This is a genomic window from Mycobacterium sp. IDUB_37 (assembly GCF_055419245.1).
On record NZ_JBVAXG010000002.1, the window covers coordinates 64,213 to 79,557 of the forward strand.

17 protein-coding genes and 1 tRNA gene are annotated in these 15,345 nt (G+C 63.7%); 6 read left to right on the top strand and 12 right to left on the bottom strand.

Annotation, left to right across the window (positions count from 1 at the left end; all coding sequences use genetic code 11):
• Positions 1-10: 10 nt before the first annotated feature.
• Positions 11-247, top strand: a complete 237-nt coding sequence (locus ACZY1I_RS06800) for a hypothetical protein (protein WP_463753600.1) — start codon at positions 11-13, stop codon at positions 245-247.
• Here ACZY1I_RS06800 and ACZY1I_RS06805 read toward each other — a convergent pair.
• Both ACZY1I_RS06805 and ACZY1I_RS06810 read right to left on the bottom strand, forming a co-directional pair.
• Positions 229-300: transfer RNA gene (locus ACZY1I_RS06805), tRNA-Thr, on the bottom strand. The two genes, ACZY1I_RS06800 and ACZY1I_RS06805, sit on opposite strands and share 19 nt — an antisense overlap.
• 27 nt (positions 301-327) lie before the next feature.
• Positions 328-1,056: a hypothetical protein gene (locus ACZY1I_RS06810; RefSeq protein ID WP_463754318.1), complete on the bottom strand. Its 729-nt coding sequence runs from the start codon at positions 1,054-1,056 to the stop codon at positions 328-330.
• 511 nt (positions 1,057-1,567) lie between these two features.
• On the opposite strand from ACZY1I_RS06810, the gene phoP reads away from it, so the two are divergent.
• Together phoP and ACZY1I_RS06820 are read left to right on the top strand one after the other, a co-directional pair.
• Complete coding sequence (gene phoP / locus ACZY1I_RS06815; protein ID WP_463753601.1) at positions 1,568-2,290, top strand: two-component system response regulator PhoP; 723 nt, start codon at positions 1,568-1,570, stop codon at positions 2,288-2,290.
• A 38-nt stretch (positions 2,291-2,328) separates the two neighbouring features.
• Positions 2,329-3,762: a sensor histidine kinase gene (locus ACZY1I_RS06820; protein ID WP_463754319.1), complete on the top strand. Its 1,434-nt coding sequence runs from the start codon at positions 2,329-2,331 to the stop codon at positions 3,760-3,762.
• Between the two features lie 25 nt (positions 3,763-3,787).
• Here the strand turns inward: ACZY1I_RS06820 and ACZY1I_RS06825 are convergent, their stop codons facing one another.
• Positions 3,788-4,192 (bottom strand): HIT family protein, encoded by a 405-nt coding sequence (locus tag ACZY1I_RS06825; RefSeq protein ID WP_463753602.1) that lies wholly within the window; start codon positions 4,190-4,192, stop codon positions 3,788-3,790.
• Positions 4,193-4,338: 146 nt separating this feature from the next.
• Here ACZY1I_RS06825 and ACZY1I_RS06830 point away from each other — a divergent pair, with 146 nt between their 5' ends.
• Positions 4,339-5,253 (top strand): C1 family peptidase, encoded by a 915-nt coding sequence (locus ACZY1I_RS06830; protein ID WP_463753603.1) that lies wholly within the window; start codon positions 4,339-4,341, stop codon positions 5,251-5,253.
• A 101-nt stretch (positions 5,254-5,354) separates the two neighbouring features.
• On the top strand, positions 5,355-6,797 hold the full coding sequence (locus ACZY1I_RS06835; RefSeq protein ID WP_463753604.1) for a hypothetical protein: 1,443 nt from the start codon (positions 5,355-5,357) through the stop codon (positions 6,795-6,797).
• 17 nt (positions 6,798-6,814) lie between these two features.
• Here ACZY1I_RS06835 and ACZY1I_RS06840 read toward each other — a convergent pair whose 3' ends face one another.
• The 9 genes from ACZY1I_RS06840 to ACZY1I_RS06880 form a co-directional block, all read right to left on the bottom strand.
• Complete coding sequence (locus ACZY1I_RS06840) at positions 6,815-7,231, bottom strand: ketosteroid isomerase family protein (RefSeq protein WP_463753605.1); 417 nt, start codon at positions 7,229-7,231, stop codon at positions 6,815-6,817.
• A 27-nt stretch (positions 7,232-7,258) separates the two neighbouring features.
• On the bottom strand, positions 7,259-7,423 hold the full coding sequence (locus ACZY1I_RS06845; protein ID WP_463753606.1) for a hypothetical protein: 165 nt from the start codon (positions 7,421-7,423) through the stop codon (positions 7,259-7,261).
• A gap of 74 nt (positions 7,424-7,497) precedes the next feature.
• The gene (locus tag ACZY1I_RS06850; protein ID WP_463754320.1) at positions 7,498-8,625 is read right to left on the bottom strand and encodes an NDMA-dependent alcohol dehydrogenase; all 1,128 of its coding nucleotides are present in this window, start codon (positions 8,623-8,625) and stop codon (positions 7,498-7,500) included.
• 158 nt (positions 8,626-8,783) lie between these two features.
• Entirely contained in the window at positions 8,784-9,329 is a 546-nt protein-coding gene (locus tag ACZY1I_RS06855; RefSeq protein ID WP_463753607.1) for a nuclear transport factor 2 family protein, read from the bottom strand.
• A 4-nt stretch (positions 9,330-9,333) separates the two neighbouring features.
• Positions 9,334-9,543 (bottom strand): ferredoxin, encoded by a 210-nt coding sequence (locus ACZY1I_RS06860; RefSeq protein ID WP_463753608.1) that lies wholly within the window; start codon positions 9,541-9,543, stop codon positions 9,334-9,336.
• A 5-nt stretch (positions 9,544-9,548) separates the two neighbouring features.
• Entirely contained in the window at positions 9,549-10,904 is a 1,356-nt protein-coding gene (locus ACZY1I_RS06865; protein ID WP_463753609.1) for a cytochrome P450, read from the bottom strand.
• Positions 10,905-10,956: 52 nt separating this feature from the next.
• Positions 10,957-11,781: an SDR family oxidoreductase gene (locus ACZY1I_RS06870; protein WP_463753610.1), complete on the bottom strand. Its 825-nt coding sequence runs from the start codon at positions 11,779-11,781 to the stop codon at positions 10,957-10,959.
• A gap of 10 nt (positions 11,782-11,791) precedes the next feature.
• On the bottom strand, positions 11,792-13,009 hold the full coding sequence (locus tag ACZY1I_RS06875) for a cytochrome P450 (protein ID WP_463753611.1): 1,218 nt from the start codon (positions 13,007-13,009) through the stop codon (positions 11,792-11,794).
• Positions 13,006-13,665, bottom strand: a complete 660-nt coding sequence (locus tag ACZY1I_RS06880) for a TetR/AcrR family transcriptional regulator (RefSeq protein ID WP_463753612.1) — start codon at positions 13,663-13,665, stop codon at positions 13,006-13,008. Before ACZY1I_RS06880 ends, ACZY1I_RS06875 begins: the two co-directional genes overlap by 4 nt.
• 206 nt (positions 13,666-13,871) lie before the next feature.
• Between ACZY1I_RS06880 and ACZY1I_RS06885 the strand changes: the two genes are divergently transcribed.
• Positions 13,872-15,338 (top strand): aldehyde dehydrogenase, encoded by a 1,467-nt coding sequence (locus ACZY1I_RS06885; protein WP_463753613.1) that lies wholly within the window; start codon positions 13,872-13,874, stop codon positions 15,336-15,338.
• The last annotated feature ends 7 nt before the right edge of the window (positions 15,339-15,345 follow it).

A 15,345-nucleotide genomic window follows, 5' to 3' on the forward strand; every position in this document is an offset into this window, starting at 1 on the left:
GGTGGCTCGCATGGATTCACCTGATGTTGTGCACCCGGTCGATGCCGCGCTCAACGAGCTTCTCGGGCAGATCGCGGACAACACGGAAGATGAGCAACGCCGGCAGGAGATTTTCGGCGCCATGTTGACGGCGCCGCCCTTCGTGGAGTGGTCGCCAGAGTTCGTCGAACAACTACACGAAACCGTCGACCACGTCCTGCGCGTTCGTCGCGACCTAGAGCCCGAGAGAGCCCCCTGTCAGGATTGAACTGACGACCGCTCGCTTACAAGGCGAGTGCTCTACCACTGAGCTAAGGAGGCCGGTAAAACCGGTGCTAGCCTAGCGGGTCATTCCTCGCTGTCGATCACGCGTTGCGACCGAACAGACCGCGACGAGCGGGGACGCCGGCCCGGCAGCGGAATACGGTCGGCGATGTTGCTCAGCGGGTTGACCACCATGGTCAGTGACGTCACGGCATCCTGCAAGGTGGCGATGGCCGGCTCGAGTGCTTCCATCCCGGGAGCCAGACGCGCCAGCGTGTCGGCGAGGTCAGTGAGCTGCTCGAGCGGACCATTTTTCGCGGTCAGCGTGTCGACCAGGCCGCCCTCGGCCAGCAGTTTGTCGGCAATCCCGTCTTCGGCCAGCACCCGCTCGATCAGTCCGTCGGCGCCGAGCAGTTGATCGGCCAAGCCGCCCGGTTGCAGCGCGCGCTGCAGTCCACCGCCTTGCGCGGTCAGGCGGTCGATCAGCCCGCCTTCCGAGGTCAGCGCATCCGCGACGCCGCCTTCGGCCAGCAATTTGTCGGCCAGCCCGTTCTGCGACAGGACCCGCTCGATCATGCCGTCCTCGCCGAGCAGTTGATCGGCGAGCCCACCGGGTTGCAGGGCGCGCTGCAGCCCGCTGCCTTGCGCCGTCATCCGGTCGATCAGCCCGCCGTCGGAGGTCAGCGCGTCGGCGACGCCGCCCTTAGCGAGCAATTTGTCGGCCAGGCCGTCCTCGGCCAGCACCCGCTCGACTACGCCGTCGGCACCGAAAAGTTGATCGGCCAGCCCGCCCGGCTGCAAGGCGCGGTTCAGCGGGCTGCCGTCTGCCGTCAGGCGATCGATCAACCCGCCTTCAGAGGTCAGCACATCGACTACACCGCCGGGGCGCAGCATTCGGTCCATCGGGCCGTTGGCGGCGACCGCGCGCCCGAGCGGCATGTCCTCGTCCATCAGTTGGGCCAGTCGGTTGGCCCGTGCAAGTGCGTCGTCGATTCCCAGCATGTTTGCCATCGCGTTGGATCCGCTCGGGCCGGACGTATCGCCCAGCGCGCGTTTGGCGATACTGACGCCGGCGCGGGCAACGCTTAGGCTCGCCTCCGCGGCAGCGAGGCCGGTACGCGCCGGTGCGGTCGCTATGCCCAAGAGGTATTTGCCGAGATCCATTCTGTGAGTCTATTCACGACTCGCCCGAATAACCCTGTATGGGTCCGAGCCGATCTCCTGATCCCTGGCAGACTGCTAACAGACTGCTTGCAACTACCTCTCAGGAAGCTTTCAATGATTGTGCAGCTAGTACACAAGTTCGGGTTGGGAGGCTGACCTGATGACAATAGGAAACTCGGCCGAGACCACCACGCCGGAGGCTCGTGTTCTTGTCGTCGACGACGAGGCCAATATCGTCGAATTGCTTGCGGTAAGTCTGAAATTCCAGGGGTTTGAGGTCGTCACCGCGACGAACGGCGCCCAAGCTCTCGACCGCGCCCGCGAAACCCGCCCGGACGCAGTGATTCTCGACGTGATGATGCCCGGGATGGACGGTTTCGGGGTGCTTCGTCGGTTACGCGCGGACGGCATCGATGCGCCCGCATTGTTCCTGACCGCCCGAGACTCGTTGCAGGACAAGATCGCTGGTCTGACGTTGGGCGGCGACGACTATGTGACAAAGCCTTTCAGTCTCGAAGAGGTCGTTGCCCGGTTGCGGGTCATTCTGCGCCGGGCCGGCAAAGGCAGCAACGAACCGCGCAACGCCCGACTCACTTTCGCCGACATCGAACTCGACGAGGAAACCCACGAAGTGTGGAAGGCGGGCCAGTCGGTATCGCTGTCGCCCACCGAATTCACTTTGCTGCGCTACTTCGTGATCAACGCCGGCACCGTCCTGAGCAAGCCGAAAATCCTCGACCACGTCTGGCGTTACGACTTCGGCGGTGACGTCAACGTCGTCGAGTCCTACGTTTCCTACCTGCGCCGCAAGATCGATACGGGGGAGAAGCGACTACTGCATACCCTGCGTGGCGTTGGTTACGTGCTACGCGAACCGCGCTGAGTAGCAGTGGAATTCGAGCAGGAATGCTGAGCGCGAAGATGCCTGGCCGGTATCGACGGGGTGTGCCACTGCGGGTGGGGTTGGTCGCGGCGACCCTCGCGCTGGTCCTCTGCGGTCTGCTGGCCTCGGGTGTTGCGGTCACTTCGATCCTGCGGCACAGCCTGATCAGCCGTATCGATTCGACGCTGATGGACGCCACCCGTAGCTGGGCGCAAGCCCCCTGGAAGCACGCGGTGTCCAACGGACAAGGATTTGACCCGGCCCGGCCACCGTCGAAGTTCTACGTGCGGGCGATCAGCCCTGAGGGCCACACTATGACGGCCATCAACGACCGCAACGCCGAACCCGATTTGCCCGCCGATAACGACGTGGGTCCCAACCCGACGACGCTGTCGTCGGTGACTGGGACCGACATCGAGTGGCGCGCGGTGACGGTGCACGGTCCGCAGGGGGGCCTGACCACGGTGGCCGTCGACCTCTCCGATGTCGATCACACCATGCGGTCGCTGGTGCTGCTGCAGTGCGGCATCGGGGCTGCCGTGCTGGTGGTGGTCGGGATCGCCGGTTTCGCGGTGGTACACCGAAGTCTGCGGCCGCTGTCCGAGGTCGAACAAACCGCTGCCGCTATTGCCGCGGGTCAACTGGATCGCCGCATTTCCGAACGTGATCCCCGGACCGAAGTCGGCCGATTGTCGTTGGCGCTCAACGGAATGCTGTCCCAAATCCAGGAAGCGCTGGCGGCCTCGGAGTCGTCGGCGGAGACAGCCCGCAGTTCGGAAGAACGGATGCGGCGGTTCATCACCGATGCCAGCCACGAATTGCGGACACCGCTGACCACCATCAGGGGGTTCGCCGAGTTGTACCGGCAGGGTGCCGCACGCGACGTCGCGATGCTGCTCTCGCGCATTGAAAGCGAAGCCAGCCGAATGGGCATGCTGGTCGACGACTTGTTGATGCTGGCCCGCCTTGATGTGCAACGGCCGCTAGAGAGGCACCGGGTGGACCTACTCGCGTTGGCCAGTGATGCCGTGCACGACGGACGCGCGATCGACCCGGGACGCACCATCGCGATGGAAATTCTCGACGGCCCCGGCATCCCGGAGGTGCTCGGTGATGAAGCGCGGTTGCGGCAGGTGCTGAGCAACCTCATTGCGAACGCGATACAGCACACGCCGCAGAGCGCCGACATCACCGTGCGGGTCGGCACCCAGGGTGACGACGCGGTGCTCGAGGTTGCCGACAAAGGCCCAGGTATGGGCGCGGAGGACGCGGAACGGATATTCGAGCGTTTCTACCGCACCGACTCGTCCCGGGCGCGGGCCAGCGGCGGCACCGGACTGGGGCTGTCCATCGTCAACTCGCTGGTGAAGGCACATGGTGGCGCCGTCGCGGTGTCCACCTCGCCCGGCGAAGGATGCTGCTTTCGCGTCGCGCTGCCGCGGGTGAGCGACGTGCCGGTCCAAATCAGCTAGCGCTCGGTACGCGGACGGCGCCCGCTCAACCCAATTCGGACAGCGCAGCCTTGATCTTCGCCTGCGCTTCGTCCAGGGACTCCGCGGACGGGTTGCGGTCCACGTTGGCAAAACCGAAGTCGCTCAGGTTGCGGGCGGGGAACACATGGACATGCAGGTGGGGCACTTCCAGGCCGGCGATGATGAGTCCGGCGCGATCAGCCTGGAATGCCTTGGTCACGGCCTTCCCGATCAGCTGGCTCACCGACATCACGCGGCCGAACGCCTCGGATTCCACGCCTTGCCACTGATCGATCTCGGCGCGCGGCACCACCAGCGTGTGGCCTTGAGTCATCGGCTCGATCGTCAGGAAGGCGACGACGTCGTCGTCCTCGTAGACGAAGCGACCCGGGAGTTCACGGTTGATGATCTTGGTGAAGATCGATGCCATTGCTCAAGCATATGTTTGCGGCGGCGGGTCCCGGTCGCGCCGGTGGCTTGATCGCTCAGGCCAGGTGCACTCTGATTGCCGTCACGGTGGTGCCCGACGCCGATTCACGACCATCGCGGCATTTTCGGCGCAATAATCTCAACTCTATGGCCACCCGGATGGACAGGCGTTCGGTGCTCGCGCTGGCGGCGGCGGGCGCGCTCGCGACGGCGCTGCCCGCCTGCAGCAGTGGCGAGTCGGAGGAACCATACGAGCTGACCGCATACGGCTACGATGCCGACGTCCAGGAACCGGGCACCCCGGAACCGCCCCGGCCGCTAGACCAGTTGCCGCCCAAGGCGTCGGTGAAAAACGAATGGCTACCCCCGGTCGGCAGGCAGACCATGCCGAACTGCTTCGTGTGGGCCACCGTGTACGGATTGGCGACGTTCTACGCGGCCCGTAAAACCAAAACGCCGCCAACCGGCCCGGCCCGCATCGCCGGACCCGACTACGCCTACATCCGATACCAATTGGCGAACAAGCTCGAACCGAGCACCTGCGAGGGCGGCCAAATCGTCAAGTGCCTCAATTGGCTTCGCACGAACGGCGGCACCCCGTCACTGGCCGCGGCGCCAAACCTCGGCCGGCAACGAAAGATGTCATCGTGTGAAGTCAACTGGACGGACTACGGTTCGCGCACAATCGATCCCGATCCGATGTTCCGGATCCCCGAACACAAGATGACGAAGATCACCGGCCCGGAGGGGCTGAAGAATCTGCGAACCGTCATCGCCAGAGGCATGCCCATCGCGTTCGGTGTCTACCTCTACACGGACTTTCCGCACTATCGCGGAACCCCATCGCCGTACGTCGGCAACGGCCAATGGATGCGCAACGCCGCCGGCAAGAAGGCGGGTCATGTCATGCTCATCACCGCTTACGACGACAACAGGGAAGCGGTCCGCGTCCAGAACAGCTTTGGAAAGCTATGGGGCGAAAAGGGTTTCGTGTGGATGGCCTATGACACGCTGGAAGCGATGTCACAGGGCAATGGGGTGTACGTGCCCGACGACGTGTGAGTTCACACCATGACGATCCCGAATCGTTAACGCACCGTTGCAGTTTCGTGCCAAGAGGCCGTCAGAATCCCATGTGACCCACGTCACTGGAGGGCGCCTTGGTGCGATGTCCGAAGGCATTGCTGGCCATTCCGATGGCAGTGTTGATCGCTTGCGCGGTGTCACTGATACCTGCCATCACACCGGCCCGGGCCGCCGACGCATTCGGGCCACTAGGTCCGCCCAATCCATTCATGGCGCCCAACGGCATCGCGTCGATGCACAACGATGCCGGATCGGCAGATGCTGGACCGTTGCCCGGCCCGGGCGCCCGAATCGTCCCGATCCTTGCGTTCCCATTGCTGGCTGCCTGTCCGACGATCACTCAGGGCACCGACGGGCTGGTGCTGGCGCTGTGCACCACGATCACCGCGCAGGCCCCGGTACTGCATCTGATCGATCCCGGTGGCGTTCTGCCGCAACTCATTCCGCTGGCCAGCATGGACATCGCCAAGGGCGGCCTGCTCGGCGGCGTCTACGCATACCTGGACAACAAGAACCAGATGGTGCTGATCGACGGCACCAACCATCTGTTGCGCATCGCGCACAGTAAGGACGAGCGCGGCTTCTGGCACCTGACCGTCACCGAATCCACCGACTTGTCCAGCGCGATACCGCCCGGTGACAGTTCGGTCGGTGTGGTCCCTGACTATCTCGGCAACGTCTGGTTCGCTACCGGCAACGGAGTGGTGGGGGTTGCCAAGATCGGCGGCGGTGTCGCCAGCCTGCAACTCCCCGCGGGCCAGCAGGTGGCCAATAGCATCTCGGCCTCCCCGCAGAACCGCGTCGCGGTGGCCACCACCTTCGCCCTCTACGAGATCAACCTCAATGGCGGCGGCAACCCCCAGGTGGTGTGGAGTCAGAACTACGACCGCGGCCCTGCCCGCAAACCCGGCCAGCTGAGCTGGGGAACCGGCTCCACCCCAACATATTTCGGACCTACCGGTGCCGACTACCTCACCATCGTCGACAACGCCGAGCCTCAGGTGCATGCGCTGGTCTACCAAGCGGGCACCGGTACGCTGCTCTGTCAGCAGACGGTGCTGACGTTGGGCGGCCCCGGTAGCGAGAACTCGCCGATCGGTGCGGGCAACTCGATGTTCATCGCCAGCACGTACGGCTACCCTTACCCTGCGGTTCCCCCAGGCGCCGGCCCCGCCGTTCCGGCGACGGCCCCGTTCTACGGCGGGATGACCAGGGTGGACATGGACAGCCCCGGACCCGGCTGTCATACCGTGTGGGAGAGCAAGGTTCGCAGCGCCGCGTTGCCGCATCTCTCCACCGGCGATGGGCTGATCTATACGGTCACCCGGATCGGGCTGGACACCACGACACCGGCGGACCTGTTCGCTTACACCGTCATCGACCCCAACACCGGGAAAGTGGTTCACCAACAACCGAAGTCGGCCACTATCCTCAGCGACCCGATTCAAACCTCATCGATGGTCCTGATGGGCAACAAGATCATGCAGGGCAACATCACCGGCATCGGCCGGATCGGCTAGTTCCTCGCGGGTTTCAGTTACTCCTGGCCGAACTTCATCATGTCGAGGTTCCAGTACCCGCGCATGTTGGCGATCAGGCCTTCGTCGTTGACGCTGTAGGTGAACACCCCGCGGACGCTGCTGGTGAAGCCGCCCTCGAACTTGCTGTCCAGCACCAGGATATGAGCGACCTCATTGGGCGAACTCGACGGAAAGGTCTCCTCGCAGGTGATCGTCAGGTTGTTGGCTGCGATGTTGGTGTCGTAGAACGTGGCGACGCCGTCCTTACCCTTGACCCCGGTGCCATCCGGATTCGTGACCGACTTGCCGATCGGGTCCTCGACGACGACGTCGTCGGCCATCAGTGCCAGCCAACCCTCGCGATCGTGGGCTTGCACACATCGCCACGACGACTGCGACGCGGTCAGTGCCGGGGACTGGGTTGTTTGGGTCATCGTCATTCCTTCTCTCGAGTAACGGAATCAAACATGCGGCGCGAGATAGGACGGAATCACCAAGGGTCCCAACGACGTCGCACCGAACATCTCGGGAACCAGGCCATCGCGACCGGCGGCCACGGCAGACCATCCGGGGTTTGGATGCATCGTCCCCAGCGGCGACATGACCACCCGGTTGCGCACTCTCATGGCGCCGATTCGTCTCGGCGCCAGAGGTGAGAAAGCCGGCCACTCGATACCGGGACTATCGGTGCAGACCGGACTTACCGGTCGGCGTCCGTGTAGCGGATGATGCCGCGAATGTTCTTGCCGTCCAGCATGTCCTGGTAGCCCTCGTTGATCTGTTCCAACCGGTACTGGGTGGTGACCATGTCATCGAGGTTGAGCTTGCCGGCCTTGTACATCGCCAGCAGCTGCGGGATGTCGAACTGCGGGTTGCCACCGCCGAAGATGGTGCCCTGCAGGTTCTTCTGCATCAGGGTCAACATCGCGAGGTTCAGCGTGACGTTGGTGTCCATCAGGCTGCCGATGGCGGTCGCCACGCAGGTGCCGCCTTTGGCGGTCAGGGTCAGATAGAGGTCGATGTCGGCGCCCTTGAGTTCGCCGACGGTGACAATCACCTTGTGGGCCATCAAACCGTAGGTGGCTTCGGCGATGCCCGCCAGTGCGGCGTTGATGTCCGGGTAGACGTGGGTGGCGCCGAACTTCAGAGCTTGATCGCGCTTCCACTCCACCGGGTCGATCGCGAAGATGAAGCGAGCGCCAGCGGCGACGGCACCCTGCAGTGCCGACATTCCGACCCCACCGACACCGACGATGCAGGCGTCCTGGCCCGGCCGGATGTCAGCCGTGCGGACAGCCGAACCGTAGCCGGTCGTGACGCCGCAGCCGACCAGGCAGGCGACCTCGAACGGGATCTCCGGGTCGATCTTCACCACGGAGCTTTTGTGCACCACCATGTACGGCGAGAAGGTGCCCAGCAGGGTCATCGGGAAGACGTTCTGGCCTTTGGCCTGGATCCGGAACGTGCCGTCGCTGACCGCCGCGCCTCCTAGCAGGCCGGCGCCCAGATCGCACAGGTTGCGCATGCCCGACTGGCAAGTCGGACACTGCCCACACGACGGGATGAACGACAGGACCACGTGGTCGCCAGGTTTGAGGTCCTCCACACCAGGGCCAACCTCGGTGATGATCCCGGCCCCTTCGTGCCCGCCGAGTACCGGGAAGCCCGCCATCGGGATGCCGCCCGTCACCAGGTGGTGGTCGGAGTGGCACATCCCCGCCGCTTCCATCTGGATCTTGACTTCGTCCTTGACCGGGTCACCAATCTCGATGTCCTCGATGGACCACGGCTGGTTGAACTCCCAGATCAGTGCGCCTTTTGTCTTCACGATGGACATGACCCCATTTCGCCTTTGAATTGGTACTGCCTGGCCCTATCGCGCCGGGCACTGTAGTGACGAGTGCCACACGGCACTCCTTTGGTCAGCATAGCGCGTCCAACAAATCAAATGCTTGGTTGGTCGCGCAAAGTGGGTAGAACAGCCGTTCACCAGATCGGGACTGGTGCCTGACCCAGTGGGTAGTAGCCGGGCAGCTTCTCGCCGGCGAGGCTGCGCTCGATGCGCTTCTGCATTCCCGGGGACAGCTTCCCGCTCTTCATCAGGTCCAGGTACAACGCCTGCACGTGGCCGAAGTCGAAGAAGTCGCGCTGCCATTCGATCTTGGCGTCCGCGTTGAGCCGGAACCAGCTGCCGCCGATGCCGTAGATCTCCGACGTGCTGCCGTCGGAGTCAATGGCGACCTGCTTCCAGAACCCGACGATCTCACCCTGCTTGTCGTCGATGAGGACCTTCTGATACGGGTACTGCCAGTTCTCCAGTCCCTCCATCTCGAGTCCCAACGCGATGTCGCGGATCTCGTCGATGCCGACGCACATCACGTCCTCCTTGGGGCCGATGTTCCAGCCGTAGGTGGCGTCGTCGGCGTAGAAGTCGCCCAGCGGCTTCCAGTCGCCGTCGCGTTCGGCCACCCGGTTGGCCTCCAGCCAGCGCTCAACCCATTCGTCCAGAACCTCACGTGAATGTGACGCCATGGTCTTAGTCTTCTTTCTCTTTGATGAATAGTGCCTGAGTAGGACAGCTTTGGACCGCCAGTTCGACCTCGTCGCGAGCATCGTTCGGCGGCTCCGAGTCCAGGATCTCCACTTTGCCGCGCCTGGGCACCCGAAAGTAGTCCGGTGCCTCCAGTTCGCACATGGCATGGCCCTGGCACAAATCCAGATCGACTTCGACCCTGAATCCGCCCATGACCATCAAGCCTGCGTGCGCTTGCGATAACGGACCTTCGCCGGCCGGGCCAGTTGCACCACCATCTTCGAGTGGTCGTTCTGGTAGCTGTCGGCGGGCTGTGCCATCTCGAATTCGTACTCGCGCAACAGAACCGAGAAGATCGCCTTGATCTGCATGGTCGCGAACGCCGCGCCGACGCACCGGTGCCGGCCCGCGCCGAACGGAATCCAGGTCCATCGGTTGGCCATGTCGGCCTGCTCGGGTTTGTTGTAGCGGTCCGGGTTGAACGCGTCGGGGTCCGGGAAGTCCTCACCGATCCGGTTCGAGATCGCCGGAGATGCGGCAACGAAGTCGCCGTCGTGAATTGGGAACCCCTCGACTTCGAACTCGCCCTTGGCGACCCGCATCAAGATGATCAACGGCGGGTGCAGCCGCAGCGTCTCCTTGACCACGTTGTCCAACTTCGGAATCTGGCGCAGCGCATGGAAACTCACCTCCTGGCCGTCGGCGTAGAGCTCTTCCAGTTCGGCGAGCACTTCGGCGTAGACCTCGGAATGGCGGATCAGCTCGATCAGGGTCCACGCCGAGGTGCCCGAACTGGTGTGGTGCCCGGCGAACATCAGCGAGATGAACATCCCGGTGACCTCGTCGGCGGAGAACCGCGGGTTGCCTTCCTCGTCCTTGATCGACACCAGAACGTCGAGCATGTCGCGGTCGCGCTTGTCCGTGGGCGGATTGGCCAGCCGGATGTTCATGATCTCCTGAACCAGCGCAACGAGTTTCACGCGCGCCTCGTCGCGCCGCTGGAAGCTCTCGATCGGTAGGTACGGGTCGACGTAGCACAGTGGATCGGTGCCGCGTTCCAGGTCGTGGTAGTACTCCGCGAACCGGTGATCGAGTTGCTCGCGGAACTTCAGCCCGATCAGGCAGGCCGTGGAGGTGTAGATGGTCAACTCCGCGAAGAAGTCGAGCAGTTCGATCTCACCCTCGTCGCCCCAGTCGGCGATCATCTTCTTGACTTCGCCCTCGATGGTGGCGGCGTGGCCCTTCATCTGCTCGCCGCGCAGCGCGGAGTTGTGCAGCATCTCCTTACGCCGTTCGGGACTAGCGTCGAACACGACGCCCTTGCCGAAGATCGGCGTCATGAACGGGTACGCCTCGGCCTGGTCGAGATCCTCGTCGGCAGAACGGAAAAAGAACTCGTTGGCTTCCGCGCCGGACAGAAATATGACGTGCTTGTCGACCAGTTGAAACCAGCCGACGTTGCCGCATTCCTCGCGGATGCGCTTCATCAGACCGATCGGGTCGGTGCGGAACTCTTCGAGGTGACCGTGTTCTTCTTCGCCGCCGGATACCCGGGGCACCACTGCTGTTGTCATTTACTCACTTCTCCTCGGCGCGCGCCGCGCGCCGCATCGGCGTTTCGCGAAGTCATGAATCCAGTGCCTTCTCATCAACTTTCAACTGCTGACGCTCCTTGACTGTCGCCAGTGGAGCTTCGGGCTGAAGTTCCATGTTTGCGATGAAGCCACCACGCGGTGTCTCTGCGACGAAGGTGATGGCTCGCCCCAAGTCGGCCGCGCGCAGGAAGTAGTCGTGGCGGGCCTGGCCCCACTTAGCCCAGTCCTCGAGCGCGGGTCCGATCTTCTCGACCGGCAGGCTCCAGCCCATCGACGTCTTGGTGGGGCCGGGGTGCACGATCGAGGCCCGCACGCCGGTGCCCTCGAGTTCCATCTGAAAGTTGCTGACCATCGCGACGAGGGCCGCCTTGGCTGCCCCATAGGCGCCCATGTGTGGCCGCTGGCGCAGGGCGACGTCGGAGCCGACGAAGATCATATCGCCGCGCTGCCGCTCCAGCATGCCTGGCAGCACCGCCGCGGCCAGCCTGTTGGCGCCGACCAGGTGAATCTGCAGTTGCGACTCGAATTCGTCGGTGGTGATCTCGGCGAGCTTGCCGAAATAGGTGTCGCCCGCGCCTGCCACCAGTACCTCGATGTCGCCGAGGGCGTCGACCGATTGTGCGACAAACGCTTTCACCGAATTCGGGTCGGTGACGTCGAGGTGGAACCCCACCGCTTCGCCGCCTTCGGCGTTGATCTTGCCGACGATGTCATTGAGCTTTTCGACTCGGCGGGCGCCGAGGGCGACGGGGAAGCCGTGCGCTGCCAATTCGATAGCGGTGGCTTCCCCGATGCCGGACGAGGCGCCGGCCACAATTGCTGGCCGACGTTCGGGCAGGGGAGCGAAGCGTGGCATGTGTAGTCCTTCAGTGAATTTGGAGAGTCATCGGTAGATGGGCGAACCCGCGGACGTTGCTGGAGTGGACGCGGACCGAGTTGGCTTCGTCCACCTCGTAGCCGCGGATGCGTTTGAACAGTTCGGTGAGTGCCACCCGTGCTTCCATCCGGGCCAGATGGGCGCCGAGGCAGAAGTGCGCGCCGCTACCGAAACTGAGCAGCTTGGAACCGATCTCACGCCCGATCACAAAGTCGTCGGGGTTGTCGAACACCCGCTCGTCGCGATGGCCCGAACCGGGCAGCAGCAGCAACACATCTCCGTCGGGAATGGTCGTGTCGTACAACGTCAATTCGCCGGACACAACGCGAGCCAGGATCTGGCTGGACGTGTCGTAGCGCAGCGTCTCCTCGACCCACAGCGGGATGCGCGAAAGGTCGGCGTAGACCGGAGTCAGCTGATCAGGATTCTTGTGGCCCCAGAAGGCGGCATTGGCAAGGAGTTTGGTGGTCGTCTCGTTGCCGGCGATCACCATCAGGAACATGAAGCCGAGGACTTCCTCGTCGGTGAGGCGGTCCCCGTCGATCTCCGCCTCCAGCAACGCCGAGGTCAGATCGTCGGACGACTTCTTGCGGCGCTCGGCGATCATGCCCTGGTAGTACACGATCAGATTGATCGAGGCCTCGATCGCCGAAGCCGGCACATCGTTCACGCCGTCCTCGCGGTGCATCACGCCGTCGGCCATGGCGCGGATGCCGTCGCGGTCGGGTTCCGGAACGCCCATGAGTTCCGAGATCACGTCCATCGGAAGCTTGCCGGCGAATTCGGCGACATAGTCGACTGTTCCAGCGTCGGCCTTCTCCAGCATCATATCGAGGTGCTGCACGGCGAGTTCAGTAACCCGCGCCTCGAGTTCCCGGATGCGCCGGGGCGTAAAGCCTTTCGATACCAACGTGCGAAGCCGCAGGTGCCCCGGGTCATCCATCGCCAGGAACGACATCGTCTTGGAAGCGTGCGGCCCACGTGAAATAGGGTCCAGGGCAACGCCGTCGCGGTTGGACAACGTGGTGCTGTTGCGGAACCCCTGATGAACGTCGCTGTGTCGCGACAACGCCCAGAAGCCGAGCTGCTCGTTGTGGTACAGCGGGGCCTGGTCGCGAAGCCGTCGGTAGTAAGGATACGGATCTTCGTGAAAGTCGTAATCGTATGGATCTAAGACCAATTCGTGGCCACCGACATGGATAGTCATGTCTTACCGTTCTTTTCGGGTCCCGGGCTGTGGGATCGTTCGGCTCCGGCCAAAATGAGGCTCACCACGCCGCCTAGCCGGTCGGCGATCTCGTGATAGGTGAACTCACCGCTACCGGCTTGCACCAGTGCGCCGAAGAAGGTCATTTGGAGGGCATCCACGGTGGCGGGCTCGGCGCCCGGCCCGATGGCCGACGAGATTCGGCGGTGGATTTCCGCGCCGATCCGGTCGCGCACGGCACGCACCGCGGGGTCGGTTGCTCCGCCGAGCAGCGCGGCGGTGCACGCGGCGCCGACTTCAGTCTCGTCGGCCACCACCAGCGCCAGGTGTCGCAGCGCCTGATCGACCCGGGTGTGCATGGTGTCGTTGACGTCGGTGAAGTAGGGGACCTGCCGGACCAGGTCGAGGTAGACCTCGGCGATCAGGTGGCTCTTCGACGAGAAGTAGGTATAGGCGGTCGCCGGCGCCACTTTGGCGCGGGCCGCCACCATCCGGACGGTCAGGTCGGCGTAGGAGTTCTCCCGCATCGTCTCCATGCCAGCGGCCAGCACCTTGCGGAAGGTTTCTTCCTGGCGCCGGTTACGCGGCATTCTCCCCGCCTGTTGCTGGACCTGGGCTGTGACCCCCGAGACCTCAGCCAGTGCATCGCTGGACACATGTCCAAACTAGAGGATATTCGCGGAGAGAATCAAGCCCTTTGCCTAAAAATGCACGTTGAACTGGATTTTGTGAAGAGATTTCGTGGTTGCGAGGGATCAGCCCTTGCACCGCGACAGGCCTGGAGGCTATCGTCCGAAGGAGATATATCGGACAGTTGTCCATTTAATGTGATCTTGGCTCGGCGCAGAGGTGGGAGTTGTAGATGGCCCTGTTGGCCAATGGTGCAAGTGCACTGTTCATCGATGGCAAGTTCTCGGAAGGCGGTGCGGGCACCTTCTCGACAGTCAATCCGGCCACCGAGGAGGTACTGGGCGTCGCCGCCGATGCCGACACGCAAGACATGGGCCGTGCCATCGAAGCCGCCCGTAGGGCTTTCGACGACACCGACTGGTCGCGCAACACCGAACTTCGGGTGCGCTGCGTACGGCAGTTGCGCGAATCGATGCAGATGCACATAGAGGAACTCCGAGAGCTAACCATTTCCGAAGTCGGTGCGCCGCGCATGCTCACCGCCGCTGCGCAGCTCGAAGGCCCGGTCAACGATCTGAGCTTCGCGGCCGACACCGCCGAAGCCTTCGAGTGGAACACCGATCTCGGTCAGGCGTCGCCGATGGGGATCCCAACCCGGCGCACCATTGCCCGGGAAGCGGTGGGCGTCGTCGGCGCGATCACGCCGTGGAATTTCCCGCACCAAATCAACCTCGCGAAACTGGGTCCCGCGCTGGCCGCCGGTAACACCGTCGTCTTGAAGCCCGCGCCCGATACCCCCTGGTGTGCGGCGGTGCTGGGTGAGCTCATCGCTGAGGAGACTGACTTCCCCCCGGGTGTGATCAACATCGTCACGTCCAACGACCACAGCGTCGGAGCACTTCTGTCCAAAGACCCTCGCGTGGATATGGTTTCGTTCACCGGGTCCACCGCCACCGGACGCGCCGTGATGAGCGATGCCGCTGTGACCATCAAGAAGGTGTTCCTCGAACTCGGCGGAAAGTCCGCGTTCGTCGTGCTTGACGACGCCGATCTGAAGGGCGCGTGCTCGATGTCGGCGTTCACCGCCGCCATGCACGCCGGGCAGGGATGTGCGATCACCACCCGTCTGCTGGTGCCGCGCGACAGATATGACGAGGCGGTCGCGATCGCCGCGGGCACCATGGGTTCGATCAAGCCAGGCGACCCCAACAAGCCTGGAACCGTTTGTGGGCCGGTAATTTCGGCACGTCAACGGGATCGTGTGCAGAGCTACCTGGATCTGGCGATCGCCGAGGGCGGAACCTTCGCCTGCGGTGGAGGTCGGCCCGCGGACAGGGACACCGGCTTCTTCATCGAGCCCACCGTGATCGCCGGCCTGACCAACGATGCGCGACCGGCCCGCGAAGAGATTTTCGGCCCGGTGCTCACCGTGATCGCCTATGACGGCGAAGAGGACGCATTGCGCATTGCCAACGACTCGCCGTATGGGTTGTCCGGCACCGTGTTCGGCGCCGACCCGCAGCGGGCCGCAAAATTCGCGTCGCGGATGCGGGTTGGCACCGTCAACGTCAACGGCGGCGTCTGGTACTCGGCCGACGCACCGTTCGGCGGCTACAAGCAGTCCGGCAATGGCCGCGAGATGGGGCGGGCCGGCTTCGAGGAATACCTGGAAATCAAAACCATTGCGACAGCGGTGTAGTCACACG

Coding starts and splice junctions, on each gene's coding strand:
- ACZY1I_RS06800 (WP_463753600.1), top strand. CDS start 11: ATGGATTCACCTGATGTTGTGCACCCGGTCGATGCCGCGCTCAACGAG.
- phoP (WP_463753601.1), top strand. CDS start 1,568: ATGACAATAGGAAACTCGGCCGAGACCACCACGCCGGAGGCTCGTGTT.
- ACZY1I_RS06820 (WP_463754319.1), top strand. CDS start 2,329: ATGCCTGGCCGGTATCGACGGGGTGTGCCACTGCGGGTGGGGTTGGTC.
- ACZY1I_RS06825 (WP_463753602.1), bottom strand. CDS start 4,192: ATGGCATCGATCTTCACCAAGATCATCAACCGTGAACTCCCGGGTCGC.
- ACZY1I_RS06830 (WP_463753603.1), top strand. CDS start 4,339: ATGGCCACCCGGATGGACAGGCGTTCGGTGCTCGCGCTGGCGGCGGCG.
- ACZY1I_RS06840 (WP_463753605.1), bottom strand. CDS start 7,231: ATGACCCAAACAACCCAGTCCCCGGCACTGACCGCGTCGCAGTCGTCG.
- ACZY1I_RS06845 (WP_463753606.1), bottom strand. CDS start 7,423: ATGAGAGTGCGCAACCGGGTGGTCATGTCGCCGCTGGGGACGATGCAT.
- ACZY1I_RS06855 (WP_463753607.1), bottom strand. CDS start 9,329: ATGGCGTCACATTCACGTGAGGTTCTGGACGAATGGGTTGAGCGCTGG.
- ACZY1I_RS06860 (WP_463753608.1), bottom strand. CDS start 9,543: ATGGGCGGATTCAGGGTCGAAGTCGATCTGGATTTGTGCCAGGGCCAT.
- ACZY1I_RS06865 (WP_463753609.1), bottom strand. CDS start 10,904: ATGACAACAGCAGTGGTGCCCCGGGTATCCGGCGGCGAAGAAGAACAC.
- ACZY1I_RS06870 (WP_463753610.1), bottom strand. CDS start 11,781: ATGCCACGCTTCGCTCCCCTGCCCGAACGTCGGCCAGCAATTGTGGCC.
- ACZY1I_RS06875 (WP_463753611.1), bottom strand. CDS start 13,009: ATGACTATCCATGTCGGTGGCCACGAATTGGTCTTAGATCCATACGAT.
- ACZY1I_RS06885 (WP_463753613.1), top strand. CDS start 13,872: ATGGCCCTGTTGGCCAATGGTGCAAGTGCACTGTTCATCGATGGCAAG.